This window comes from Myxococcus sp. CA051A (genome assembly GCF_013336705.1).
GTDB classification, from domain to species: domain Bacteria; phylum Myxococcota; class Myxococcia; order Myxococcales; family Myxococcaceae; genus Myxococcus; species Myxococcus llanfairpwllgwyngyllgogerychwyrndrobwllllantysiliogogogochensis.
On sequence record NZ_JABUMS010000007.1, the window covers coordinates 193,628 to 206,378 of the forward strand.

General features: G+C 69.3%; 9 protein-coding genes. 5 read left to right on the plus strand and 4 right to left on the minus strand.

What is annotated here, in order from left to right; genetic code table 11:
• Positions 1-61: 61 nt before the first annotated feature.
• On the plus strand, positions 62-1,807 hold the full coding sequence (locus HUA74_RS21465) for a DHA2 family efflux MFS transporter permease subunit (protein ID WP_174456015.1): 1,746 nt from the start codon (positions 62-64) through the stop codon (positions 1,805-1,807).
• 7 nt (positions 1,808-1,814) lie between these two features.
• On the opposite strand, the gene HUA74_RS21470 is transcribed toward HUA74_RS21465, so the two are convergent.
• The 3 genes from HUA74_RS21470 to HUA74_RS21480 all read right to left on the minus strand — a co-directional run bounded on the left by HUA74_RS21470 (position 1,815) and on the right by HUA74_RS21480 (position 5,331).
• Positions 1,815-2,984, minus strand: coding sequence for an adenylate/guanylate cyclase domain-containing protein (locus HUA74_RS21470; RefSeq protein ID WP_174456016.1), 1,170 nt, complete (start codon positions 2,982-2,984; stop codon positions 1,815-1,817).
• 185 nt (positions 2,985-3,169) lie between these two features.
• Entirely contained in the window at positions 3,170-3,736 is a 567-nt protein-coding gene (locus HUA74_RS21475) for a hypothetical protein (protein WP_174456017.1), read from the minus strand.
• A gap of 107 nt (positions 3,737-3,843) precedes the next feature.
• Positions 3,844-5,331 carry a M20/M25/M40 family metallo-hydrolase gene (locus HUA74_RS21480; RefSeq protein WP_174456018.1) on the minus strand — a complete coding sequence of 496 codons (1,488 nt, stop codon included), beginning with the start codon at positions 5,329-5,331 and terminating at the stop codon, positions 3,844-3,846.
• 816 nt (positions 5,332-6,147) lie between these two features.
• Here HUA74_RS21480 and HUA74_RS21485 point away from each other — a divergent pair.
• From HUA74_RS21485 to HUA74_RS21495, 3 genes are read left to right on the plus strand one after another with little or no spacing between them, the layout of a single operon-like run.
• Positions 6,148-8,469 (plus strand): PAS domain S-box protein, encoded by a 2,322-nt coding sequence (locus HUA74_RS21485; protein WP_254625169.1) that lies wholly within the window; start codon positions 6,148-6,150, stop codon positions 8,467-8,469.
• 52 nt (positions 8,470-8,521) lie between these two features.
• Positions 8,522-9,622 (plus strand): amidohydrolase family protein, encoded by a 1,101-nt coding sequence (locus tag HUA74_RS21490; protein ID WP_246137280.1) that lies wholly within the window; start codon positions 8,522-8,524, stop codon positions 9,620-9,622.
• A 2-nt stretch (positions 9,623-9,624) separates the two neighbouring features.
• Positions 9,625-9,996, plus strand: a complete 372-nt coding sequence (locus tag HUA74_RS21495) for a metal-sulfur cluster assembly factor (protein ID WP_141643972.1) — start codon at positions 9,625-9,627, stop codon at positions 9,994-9,996.
• 93 nt (positions 9,997-10,089) lie between these two features.
• Here the strand turns inward: HUA74_RS21495 and HUA74_RS21500 are convergent, their stop codons facing one another.
• Positions 10,090-11,112, minus strand: coding sequence for an isopenicillin N synthase family oxygenase (locus tag HUA74_RS21500; RefSeq protein WP_174456020.1), 1,023 nt, complete (start codon positions 11,110-11,112; stop codon positions 10,090-10,092).
• Positions 11,113-11,505: 393 nt separating this feature from the next.
• Between HUA74_RS21500 and HUA74_RS21505 the strand changes: the two genes are divergently transcribed.
• A complete protein-coding gene (locus HUA74_RS21505) occupies positions 11,506-12,666 on the plus strand; it encodes an MFS transporter (RefSeq protein ID WP_371745668.1) in 1,161 nt (386 codons plus the stop codon).
• Positions 12,667-12,751 lie beyond the last annotated feature (85 nt).

A 12,751-nucleotide genomic window follows, 5' to 3' on the forward strand; every position in this document is an offset into this window, starting at 1 on the left:
ATCACGCGGACAGCGCCCAAGTTCGCGCGAACCCTTCGCACCGAAGGGCCTGCTCGCGAACATGGCTCCGTCCGCCGCGCCCACGTCTCCGGATGCAGCGCCCGCCGCGTTCCCCGCGTTCACCCGCGCACAGAAGGTCTTCACGATGCTGGGCGCGCTGCTCGGGCTGCTGCTCGCGGCGCTGGACCAGACGATTGTCGCCACCGCGGGCCCGGCCATCCAGGCGGACCTGGGGATTTCTCCGGCGCTCTACCCGTGGCTCACCACGTCGTACCTCGTCGCCTCGACGATGATGGTGCCCGTGTGGGGGAAGCTGTCTGACCTGCTCGGCCGCCGCGCGGTGCTGGCCGCGGGCATCGTCGTCTTCCTGCTCGGCAGCTTCCTGTGTGGCGTGTCGCGCTCCACGGTGTCGCTCGTCCTGTTCCGCGCGGTGCAGGGGCTGGGCAGCGCGGCGCTGTTCACCGGCGCACTGTCGGTCGTCGCCGACCTCTTCCCGCCCCGCGAGCGCGGCAAGTACCAGGGCCTGTTCGGCGCGATGTTCGGCCTGTCGAGCGTGGTGGGCCCGCTCGCCGGTGGCTTCATCACGGACCGGCTGGGCTGGCACTGGGTGTTCTTCATCAACCTGCCGGTGGGCACGGTGGCGCTCGCGCTCGTGCTGCTGCGCATGCCGAAGCTGCGTCCGGAGGGCGTGTCCCGGGGGAAGCTCGACGTGACAGGCGCGGTGCTGCTCGCGCTGGCGGTGGTGCCGCTGCTGCTCGCGCTCAGCCTGGGACGGGGCTCGGACCAGGTGGCTCATGGGGGCGGCTGGGCGTGGGGCTCCTGGCAGGTGCTGGGGATGTTCGCGCTGGCGGCGGCGGGCACGGCGCTCTTCATCCGCGAGGAGCGACGCGCGCGGGAACCCCTGTTGGACTTGAAGCTGTTCCGGCAGAGGACGTTCGGCCTGGGGAACGCGGCCGTGTTCATCATCGGCGCGGTGTTCCTTTCGGGCGTCGTGTTCCTTCCGCTGTTCATGGTGAACGTGGTGGGGCTGTCGGCGACACACTCGGGGCTGACGCTGACGCCGCTGACGTTGGGCGTGGTGGCGGGCAACGTGCTGAGTGGACAACTCGTGTCGCGCCTCGGCCGTTACAAGGGACTGATGCTCGGCTCGCTCGTGTTGCTGATGGTGGGCTTCACGGTGATGGGCTTCACGCTGACGCCGGACTCCACGCAGGCGGAAGTCACGGTGAAGATGGTCCTCGTGGGCGTGGGCCTGGGGCCGTCGATTCCGCTCTACACCCTGGCCATCCAGAACTCGGTGTCACCGCAACAGATTGGCGTGGCTACGTCGGCGGCGACGTTCTTCCGACAGCTCGGGATGACGCTGGGCGTGGCGCTGATGGGCGCGGTGTTCGCGACGACGCTGTCCCATGAACTGGGGACCCGCGTGGCCAGCGCCACCGAGGGACTTCCACCCCATCTCCGCGCGGAGCTGGTGTCCGAGGTGCCTGGCGCGGGAGGCGAAGGGGGCTCGGCGCGAACGGCCTTCCACGCGGAGGAGGTGAAGCAGCGGGTGCGCGCGGAGCTGGAAGCCGAGCGTCAGCGGGTGAAGGCGTCGGACAGCGCGGTGGCGGGTGTGGATGCCCAGGAAAAGCGCGCGCTGGAGGCCGTGGACCGGACGGACCGGGCGCTGAAGGAGTCCTTCACGCGCGCGGTGAAGGCGGTGTACCGCTGCGCCATCCTCGTCGCGTTGCTCGCCTTCCTGGTGACGCTGCGACTGCCGGAGCAGCCGCTGCAACGCGGGAGGGTGCGGACACCGGCGAAGTGAAGCGCGTTCACGCGAAGGTGCGCGCGGAGGACTCCGATTCGAGCGTGTAGATGTGCACGGGGTGGGGCACGCCCTTGACGGGGTGGTGGCCCAGGTCCTTCACGCCGCCGCGGTAGTGGGCGACGAAGGACTCGGAGAGCAGCACGGGCACGTTGTGCCCCGCGCACAGGCCAGCGATGCGGCTGGCCAGGTTCACCGCAGGGCCAATAACGGTGAAGTCGAGCCGGTCCGAGGCGCCAATGTTCCCGTACATCACGTCGCCCACGTGGAGCGACGCGCCGAACTCGTAGGGCGTCAGGCCCTCGCGGCGGCGGTTGGCGTTGTCGCGCGCGCAGACGGCCACCGCCTGGTGGATGGTGCGCGCGGCGGCCTCGCACCGCTCCTCCACCGGCGAGTTCTCGTCGATGCGGTAGATGGCCAGCACCGCGTCGCCCATGAACTTGAGCACCTCCGCGCCGTGCGAATGGAAGGCGCTGACCATCGTCTCGAAGTAGGCGTTGAGCAGCTCCAGCAGCGCCTCGCGAGGCAGCGCGTCCGACAGCGCGGTGAAGCTGCGCAAGTCGCTCAGACAGATGACGGCGGACGTGGTCTCTCCGTCACCGCGTCGAATCTGTCCCTGGAGGATGCGTCGGCCGGTGTCGCGGCCCAGGTACGTGTCGAGCAGCACGCCCGTCATGTCCCTGCGAGCGATGACCTCCAGCACCAGTTCGAGCAGCGGATGCAGCGCCTGGAGCATGACCCGGTGTGCGTCGGTGAAGCCTCCGGGCGCGGACGTGGACCAGGAGACCGCGTGGCGCGAGCCGTCGCTGAAGCAGACGGGCAGCGCGAGGTACTCGGTGAGGCCCTCCGCGCGCAGCTCGGCGAACATGGGGAAGTCGTCCTCGCCCAGAGGCGCCTCCAGCCGACGGTCGATGATGGGCAGACCTTCTTGCAGGGCCTTGAAGGGGCTGCGCGAGAAGGCGGGCAGGTGCTGGAGGCCGTGGGGGTGGACCTCCGTGGTGCCGTGTTGACCGGGGCGCCAGCGGAAGCTCTTCGCGTGGAGGAGGGGGTGCAGCGTGAAGAGGACGATGGACACCCGGGACAGCGGCACGCCGAGCGCGAACAGGCGCTCGCACAGACCTTCGAGCAGCGGGGCGGGACTGGCCAGCCGCCTCGCCTCCGAGGTGAGCCAGGCCATCACTTCCCCGGCAGGGGTATCGCGGCGAGGCCGCGAGTCTCCAGCAGTCACAGTCACGAAGCACTCACCACTTCCCCGGCGGGGCCGTGTCGGGAGAAGCGTCACGGAACCATGACGTCACCAGGGCGTCAACGACGTGCCAGGGGAGCGGGCAGCCAGGTGCCCGCCCTCGCCCCATCCCGGACTCAGGGAGGAAGGGGCCTCGATTCGAGCCACACGTCGAAGGCGGTCGTCGCGAAGAGATGCCCTTCCGCGAGGTGCTCCAGGTACTTCGCATCCGTCACCTCGACGGCCAGGTCGAAGCGGTGCATGCGCGCCCAGGCGGCCTCCAGGAACAGCCACCGCCCCTGGTCCTGGAGGGGAGAGATTTCCTCGAAGGTCTCCCGGAGCTTCTCCTCGCCGACGTCGTTGTACCGCTCCAGGACGGAGGTGCGCTCCACGAAGCGGGGCGTATGCCGAGCATGCCACTTCGCCTCGAAGACGTTGGCGTTGCCCGCGTCCTTGTGGAGCGACGAGGGCGCGTTGGCGGCCTTCTCCGCCAACGCGAGGTGCGCGTCAGCCACGGCGGGTGGCGCGCTCCTCACGAGATAGCGGGTGTCGCCCGCGCGCTCCTTCGCATCGAGGAGCAGCATCAGCGCGAAGGACCGGGTGTTGGCGTAGTCCGCCAGACCTCCCGCGAACCCCGTCAGACACTGGAACGTGACCTTCCGCTCCTCGACCTTCCCCACTCGAACGTAGAACGCCTCGGACATGAGCCCCTTCTGGGATGAGTCAGCAGGGGCGGCATCCTAGGTCATGATTGCCACCAGGATACAAAAGCAAGTGGCACAGCATTCGAGAGAGCCCGCGCGAACGAGCCTCAGTGCCCCGCGCTGGCCTTCTGGGGAGCGGCCACGGGCGCCGAGCCGGGCGGCGCGGCGGGCGCCTCCGGGCGGACGAGCGTGTCCGGGGACTCGGCCAGGGCGTACGTCACCCACGCGGTGGCGGCGGTGCTGCGCGCCAGGTCCTGCGGGTCCACCTTGTCCAGCGTGTCCGCATGCGTGTGGTGCACGTCGAAGTAGCGGCTGGAGTCCACCTCCACGCCGAAGAACGGCACCCGCGCCGGCAAGAGCGGGCTGATGTCCGCGCCCCCCGCCTCACGTGCGGAGAAGTTGGCCGCGCCCAGCGCCACTAGCGGCGACAGCCAGGGCTTGAGCAATTCCTGCCCACCCGCGCCCGCGCGCAGGCTCACGCCCACCGGACGCCCACCGCCCGCGTCCATCTCCATGGCCGCCACGTGCCGGGACAGCTCCGCCGCGTGCGCCTCCGCGTACGCGCGCCCACCGCGCAGCCCGTTCTCCTCGTTCATGTAGAGCACCACCCGCACCGTGCGCCGAGGCGCCTGCGGCAGCTTCGCGATGAGCCGCGCGGCCTCCATCACCATCACCACCCCCGCGCCATCGTCATGCGCACCCGTGCCCACGTCCCACGAGTCCAGGTGCGCGCTGATGAGCACGATTTCCTGCGGCTTCTCCCGGCCCCGAATCTCCGCGACGACGTTGTGCGAGTCCGCGTCCGGCAGCTCCGAGCACCCCAGCACCAGCTTCACGCGCACCGCTCCCTTCTCGAGCTGGCGGTGCAGCAGATCCGCGTCCTCCGTCGTGATGGACGCCGCGGGGATGCGCGGGCCCTCGTCCTCGAAGCGCGTGGACCCCGTGTGCGGCGTACGCAGGGACGCCGTCGCCAGCGAGCGCACCAGCGCGCCGGCCGCGCCCGCCTTCGCCGCCAGCGCGGGGCCTCGGCCACGCAACCCGGCGAAGCGGCCGTAGTCCGCGGCCACCGCCATCGTGTGATTGAAGAAGACAATCTTCCCCTTCACCCCGTCGCCCAGCGCGGCGAGCGACTCCAGCGACGTCACCTCCACCACCTCCGCCGTGAGCCCCTCCGGCGCGGTGGGAGGACTGCCGCCCAGCGCGAGCAGGAACAGCGGATGGCCACGCGTGCGCTCGGACGCGAGCACCTCGCCGCGCTCCTCCCCTCGCACCCAGCGCGGCACCTTCACGGGCTCCGTCCACGCCTTCACGCCGTCCGCCTTGAAGCTCCGCAGCGCCCACTGCACCGCGGCCGCCGCGCCCTCGGAGCCCGACAGGCGCGGTCCAATCCCATCCGTCAGCTCCGCGAGCCGCGCATAGGAATGGCCTTCCGTCAGCGCGGGCCCCACCAGCTTCTCCGCGACGGCCAGGGGCGGCGTGAAAGCCTTCGCCGTCTGGGCGGGCTTCGTGGGCGCGGACTTCGTGGCAACCGGCGCGGCCCCCGAGACGAGTTGCAACGCGAGGGATGAAGACAGGATGAACGTGGAGACGGGCAAGAGGACCTCCGAAAGAGGCGCCCACTCTCCGCCCGGCCCTGGGGGCTCGCAAGCGAGATGCACTCCACGCGGGGTGCGAGCGAGGCGTGCCTGCCTGGTGATTTCGAGGAGCTTGCCGGGAATCCCAGGGGCCACCGCGCGCCGAGAGGGGGAACGCGGCGCGCGGGGCTCAACTGGGACTTCATACGGCGATATCGCTTTTGGGGGAGGCGATTACCGCCGCTGCGTCTCACTCTTTGGGAGGAAACGTGGCGGGCATGTTGAAGATCATTCTCAACGACGTCAAGCCCGGTACCTCACTCAGCGTACAAGCGGACATAATTTCCCGGATGAAGGTTCACTTTTACAGCACCGCTGACAAAAAGCGGGTGTGGAAGTGTGTTCTAGGCTGGCGGGGGAGATCAAAGCCTGCCATCCGGACGCGCGCCTCCGCCCCACGACGTCTGCCCAAACCTCCACCCTTCCCTGACGTGGTGGATATGGGTTGCCGTCCTGGAAGACAGACGTGGTGCGCACTGAAGCCCTGCGCACCCAGCCTGCGGTGGATTCGCACCCCCCTTGGCAACCTGAACAGCGCTTCGACAATGCGACAGGAATTGGCACGCGCCGTCACCGCTCGGCTCCGTGGTTGCCCAGCACCCGGGCACACGTCCGCGCGCCCGGTCCAACGAATTACGGACATGCATTTTTTCCTGAAATGGTGTCTATGTCCGTGAAGACTCGTTTATCCCCGTCATGCACCAAGCGACGTACGGCCCCCTCCCCCCCAGGGCCGTGGCGTCTCGCGCCCCTGGGCGTTGAAGGAACGCAATGTTGATGGAGCAGTGGGCTCACCGCTTCTTCGAGCTCTCCACCGAGTTGTTCGTGGTGCTGGGCGCGCAGGGTCGGATTCTGGAAGCCAATCCGGCCTGGAACGTGACGGTGGGTTGGTCTCCCACGGAGCTGCGACTCGAAGGCGCCCGGGGCTTCATCCACCCGGAGGACCTCTCGGCGGTGGAGGCGCGGCTGGAGTCGCTGGCGCGGACCACGGGCACCATGCGCTTCTCCTGTCGGTGGCGGTGTCGGGACGGCACGTGGGCCTGGCTCGTGTGGAGCGCGGCCTGCTCCGCGGCGGGTGGGCCGCTGTACTGCACGGTGAGAAGGCTGGAGTCGCCTCCCGCGCTCGACAAGGAGCGCGGCGCCGTCGCGGAGGCGACTGGCCCGGTGCCGCCGTGGGCGATGAGCGACAGCCTGCCGCTGGGGCTGTACGTGGTGGAGGTCCGCTCCGGCACCGTCCTCTACGCCAACCACCGCTTCTGCCAGCTGTGGGGCATCGAGTCGCTCGAAGGCGCGATGCGCAAGGGCCAGGTCTCCCACGAGGACGTGCTGGGCCACTGCCTGCGCGCGGGTGAGGCCGCGGCCTTCCTGCGCCTCAACCCCACCACCACGGAGTCGGACGCCCCGCCGCCGCTGCACGGGGACGAGGCGGTGCTCGCCAACGGCCGGATGCTGCGTCGGCTCTCCACGCCCATGGGCGCCAGCGGCGACGAGTCGCGCTACCGGTTGTTCGCCTTCGAGGACGTCACCGAGCGCAAGCGCACGGAGGAGGCGTTGCACCGCTCCGAGCAGAGCTTCCGCAAGCTCATCGAGACGGCGCCCGAGGCCATCTTCGTCCACCGGGACCAGCGCTTCATCTACGTCAACCCGACGCTGCTGCGCGCGTTGAGGTACGACCACGCCAGCGAGCTGATGGGCCGGCCCATCTGGACCATCGTCCATCCGGATGACCTGGACGTGGTGCGCCAGCGCGTGCACGCCGTGGTGGCCCGGGGCGAGCTGGCCCCGCTGCGCGAGATTCGGTACATGCGCCGCGACGGCACCTGGTTCGACGCGGAGAGCGCGGGCCTGCCCGTCGACTTCGACGGCGTGGGCGCGGTGGTCGTCATGGCGCGCGACATCACCGAGCGCAAGCGCATGCAGGCCCAGCTCCTCCAGTCGGACCGCATGGTGCTCGCCGGCACGCTGGCGGCGGGCGTGGGGCACGAAATCAACAACCCGCTCACCTACGTCATGGCCAATCTGGAGTCGGCCATGGAGTCCATGGTGCGGCTGGGCGGGGAGCTGGGGCGGATGCTGCCGGATGGGGCGCTCGCGCCGAGCTGGTCCGTGTCCCTGAAGGACACCGGGGAGCTGCTCAAGGAGGCGCTCGAGGGCGCCACGCGCGTGCGCAACATCGTCCGGGACTTGAAGTACATCTCCCGCCAGGAGGAGGAGCGGCGGGAGCTGCTGGACGTGAGGGAGTCGCTGGAGTTCTCCCTCAAGCTGGCCTCCAGCGAGCTGAAGCCCCGAGCCCAAATCGTCAAGCGCTACGAGGACGTGCCGCTCGTCCACGCGGATGCGTCCCGGCTGGGGCAGGTCTTCCTCAACCTCGTCGTGAACGCGGCGCAGGCCATCCCCGAGGGAGACCCGGCGAACCAGCAGGTGACGCTCTGGGTTCGCCCCGGCGTGAATGGCGGCGTGGCGGTGGACGTGAGCGACACCGGCTCCGGCATGCCACCCAGCGTGCTCGCGCGCATCTTCGACCCGTTCTTCACGACGAAGGCGGTGGGCTCGGGCACGGGGCTGGGGCTGTCCATCTGCCACGGCATCATCCAGGGGCTGGGCGGTGAAATCACCGTGCGCAGCGAGCCGGGGCGGGGAACCACGTTCACGGTGCAGCTGCCACCCGCGCCCGCGGACGCGACGCCTCGCGAGGTGCCTTCCGTGGCCGCGCCGTCCTCGGAGCGCAGCGGCCGGCTGCTGGTGATTGACGACGAGCCCGCGGTGGGCCGCTCACTGGCGCGCATCATCGGAAAGCGGCACCAGGTGACGGTGGTGGGAAGTGGCGAGGAGGCGCTGACGAAGCTGACCTCCGGCGGCCCGTTCGACGCCATCTTCTGTGACCTGATGATGCCGGGCATCACCGGCATGGATGTCTACGAGCGGGTGCGGGAGCGGGAGCCCGGGCTGAGCCTGCGCTTCATCTTCATCACCGGTGGCTCGTACACCACCCGGGCGCGCCAGTTCCTGGAGCGCATTCCGAACCCGCGCATCGAGAAGCCCTTCGATGCGCAGATGATTCAACAAATCGTCGGAGAAGTGCTGGCGGTCGACGCCTGACGTCGCCGGGCTTGCCACGAATGAGTGAGACTTCACCGCGCCGGATTTCCCGGTGCGCATCCGAAGGGAGTTCCTGGTGATTGGCGGCGGTTTCGTCATCGATGCGGTTACGCATGCGTACAACCTGCACCCGTCCAACTGGCGCGCGGGGAAGTACGCCGAGTCCCTGGCACAGCTCATCTTCGGACTGCACAGCGGGTTGTCCAACGACTCGCACCGCGTCCCGCAGGCCGACCAGTTCATGAAGGACTGGTCCGTGGACGAGCTGGCGCACATCCTCTTCGTGGAGAGCGACATCGACCTGGCGGTGCACCACGTGCTGCCGCTCCAGACGCTCTACACGGATGGGCTGTGCTCGTACGAGAAGACGGTGGACATCAAGCGGCGCTTCCCGGACCGATTCCTCGTCTACGCGGGCGTGGACCCGCTGCGGGGCACGGCGGCGCTGGAGGACCTGGAGCGGCAGGCGGAGGAGCTCAAGCCCACGGGCCTGAAGCTCTATCCGGCCGCGTGGCTGGGAGACTCGTTCAAGCACACCGGCTGGCGGATGGATGACCCGAGCATCGCGTTCCCTCTGTTCGAGCGGGCGCGCAAGCTGGGCATCAAGAACATCGCGGTGCACAAGGGCCTGCCGATGGGGGCGGTGCCGCTGGAGCCGTACAAGGTCGACGACATCGGCGGCGCGGCGGATGCGTTCCCGGACCTGAACTTCGAAATCGTCCACGGCGGCATGGCGTTCCTGGACGAGACGGGCATGCAGCTGTCGCTGTTCCCCAACGTGTACGTCAACCTGGAGGTGACGGGCGCGTTGCTGGTGAAGCGGGAGCGCTGGTTCGCGGAGTCGCTGGCCGCGCTGCTCAAGTGGGCGGGCCCGTCGAAAATCATGTGGGGCTCCGGGACGGTTTTCAGCCACCCGCAGCCGGCGCTGCACAAGTTCTGGCACGACTTCCAACTGCCCGAGGAGCTGGTGCAGATGGCGGGCATGCAGGTGACGCCGGAGGTGAAGCGGATGATTCTCTGCGACAACTACGCGCGCTACGCCGGGGTGGACATCGAGGCGGTGAAGAAGCGCATCGAGAACGATGAGTTCTCGCGCAAGCGCGCCAGGGGCGACATCAAGCCCTACAGCTACCAGCAGGAGGCGCGGCCGTGACGATGGAAGCGGCGCTGCGCGAGCGCATCCAGTCGATTCCGGACCCGTGCAGCCTGGCGACGGGGGTGCCGCTGGGCATTGGAGAGATGGGGCTCATCCAGAGCGTGGAGCACCGCGACGGCAAGGTGACGGTGCGGCTGCACATCACGTCTCCCATGTGCATGATGGCGGCGTACTTCATGCGGGAAATCGAGCAGCGTCTCACGGGCCAGGAGGGCGTCGAGTCGGTCCACGTGGAGTTCGACCACGACCTGAAGTGGACGCCGCAGGACATCCAGCCCGAGGCGCGTGAGCGACTGGCGGCTCGGCGCATCACCATGCTGGGTGGTCGTCTGTTGCCGCGCACGGAAGCACCGGCGACAAGCGGGAGCTGAGCGACGCGGACGCGCGGCGGGCCCGAGGGTCCGCTCGTCGCGGCGCGCGGTGAGGTCGAGGCGAGGGGCTTTCGCCTCGACGCCACGCGTGAACTACAACACCCGCCGCACGAGCTGCGGGAACACCTTCGACACCTTCCCCAGCAGATAGTCCCCGTAGGTGCCCTCGAACGCGTGGACGCTCGCTCCGTCCCAACGCCGAGCCCGGTCCTCGTCCACATCCGCCGAAGCCACATTCGGCAGCGGCTGGACCTCCGCCGCGAAGTCCGGGTCGAAGAAGAGCGGGAACGAGAGCCTGTCTCGCCCACTCACGTTCTTCACCCGATGCGGCGTGGAGCGATACCAACCACCCGTCAGCCGGTCGAGCATGTCGCCGATGTTGCACACCAGCGTCCCCTGCAGCGGCGGCGCCTCCACCCACCCGCGTCGCGACTTCACCTGCAGCCCACCATTCGAGTCCTGCGCGAGCAACGTCAGCAACCCATAGTCCGTGTGCTCCCCCACGCCCCAGCGCTCTTCGCCATCCGCGGGCTCCGGCTCCGCGGGGTAGTGGAAGACACGGAACAACACCGTGGGGTCCGCCGTGTACGTCCGGTGGAAGTAGTCCCGCTCCAGTCCCAGGCTCTCCGCCACGCCCTCCATCAACGCATGCGCCGCGCGCGTCACACTGGCCATGTAGTCGAGCACCACCGCGCGCAGCCCCGGCACCTCCGGCGGCCACAGATTCGCACCATGCAGCGGCCAGCCCGCCCTCACTCGAGGATGCTCGGGCCCCAGCTCCGTGCCCAGATAGAGCCCTTCCTTGCGGTCCGGCTTCCCCGACGTCAGCTCGCCTCCCAGCGGGAACCAGCCACGCCACGCAGGCCCGCCATGCGCCATGGCGATGGCCTCCTTCGCCTCACGCGGCAGCGCGAAGAAACGGTGACTCTCATCCTCCAGCCGCGCGAGAACCTCGTCCGAGACCCCGTGGCCGGAGACATAGAAGAAGCCGGTGTCACGACACGCCTGCTCGATTTCACGCGCCACCCGCTTCCGTGCCTCGGAAGGGGACGCGTCGAACAGCGGGGACATGTCGATGACGGGCAGACGCTCCGGCGCGGTGGTGACTCCAGCCATACCCGGAAGCCTACACCGACCCGCACTCGTGGAGCCCGACCTCACACCTGTCCTCCACGAGAACCCCTGCGCACTCCCTTGCCCGGCGTTACTTCCCTCACACCCATCGACCTCGCGGCTTCCACGCGCGCGGTGCTCCCACGCGCCCCCCGACCACCAGGACTAACAGGCGCGATGAGAGCCTCACGCGCTGTTGAACCCGGGCGCACACCTCACAGCCTCCACACGCGCAGTGCTCCCACGCACTCCGCACCCAGCAAGCAGGCGTGACGCGCCTCACACGCCGCTGGACCTGAGCGCACTCCAGGAAGAGAGTGCGCCGCGCCTCCCATGTCGACACGAGCACCCTCGGAACCGTCTCACACCACCCTCAGCTCCGGGCTGGTGTGGCTCATGGCCGCCGCCTCCGGCGCCACCGCCGCGAACCTCTATTACAACCAGCCCCTGCTCGGAGACATCGGCCGGGAGCTGAACGCCTCTGGCAGCTCGCTCGGCCTCGTGCCCACGCTGACCCAGGTCGGCTATGCGGCGGGCATGCTGCTCATCGTCCCGCTCGGTGACAGCCTGGAGCGACGGCGCGTCATCGTCACCATGTCCGCGCTGGTGAGCCTGGCCCTCGTCGGCGTCGCGCTCGCGCCCACCCTTCCGTGGCTCGTGCTCGCCAGCTTCATCGTGGGCGCCACCACCATCGTCCCGCAGCTCCTCGTGCCCTTCGCCGCGCACCTGGCCCCCGCCGCACAGCGCGGCCGTGTCGTCGGAACCGTCATGAGCGGCCTGCTCATCGGCATCCTCCTGTCGCGCACCGCCGCCGGCTTCGTGGGCACCCACCTGGGCTGGCGCGCCATGTTCTGGATCGCCGCCGGGATGATGCTCCTGCTCGCGCTGCTGCTGCGCTTCACCCTGCCCTCGCAGCCGGCCGTGGCCGCCATGCCCTACCCGGAGCTGATGCGCTCGCTGGTCCATCTGGCTCGCACCGAGCCCGTGCTGCGCATCCACTCCGTCCTCGGCGCGCTCACCTTCGGCGCCTTCAGCGTCTTCTGGTCCACGCTCGCCCTGTACCTCCAGAGTCTCCCCCAACACTACGGCCCCCAGGTCGCCGGCCTCTTCGGAGTCGTCGGCGTCGTCGGCGCGTTGATCGCCCCCCTCGTGGGCCGCTACGCGGACTCGCACGGTGGACGGCGCATCAACATGCTGGCCATCGCCGTGTTGCTCCTGTCCTTCGTGCTGATGTGGCCGCTGGGCCAATGGCTGTGGGGCATCGCGCTGGGCGTCGTGCTGCTCGACCTGGGCGCCCAGGGCAACCACATCTCCAACCAGACGCGCGTCTACGCCCTGCGCCCGGAGGCTCGCAGCCGCCTCAACACCCTCTACATGGTGACGTACTTCGCGGGCGGCGCGGGCGGCTCCTGGCTGGGCACCACCGCGTGGACCCACTGGGGCTGGGCGGGCGTATGCGCGTCGGGCGCGGCCCTGTGCCTCGTGGGACTCGCCGTGCTCGGACTGAGCCGAAACAGCGCTCAGCCCTCCGACGACACACAGCCCCACCACCACTGAATCGAGCGAACGGGCAGCGGCGCCAGCGTCGTGATGTCCACGAAAGGAATCTCGAGCGCCACGACGTCATCCCTGGAGGAGCACA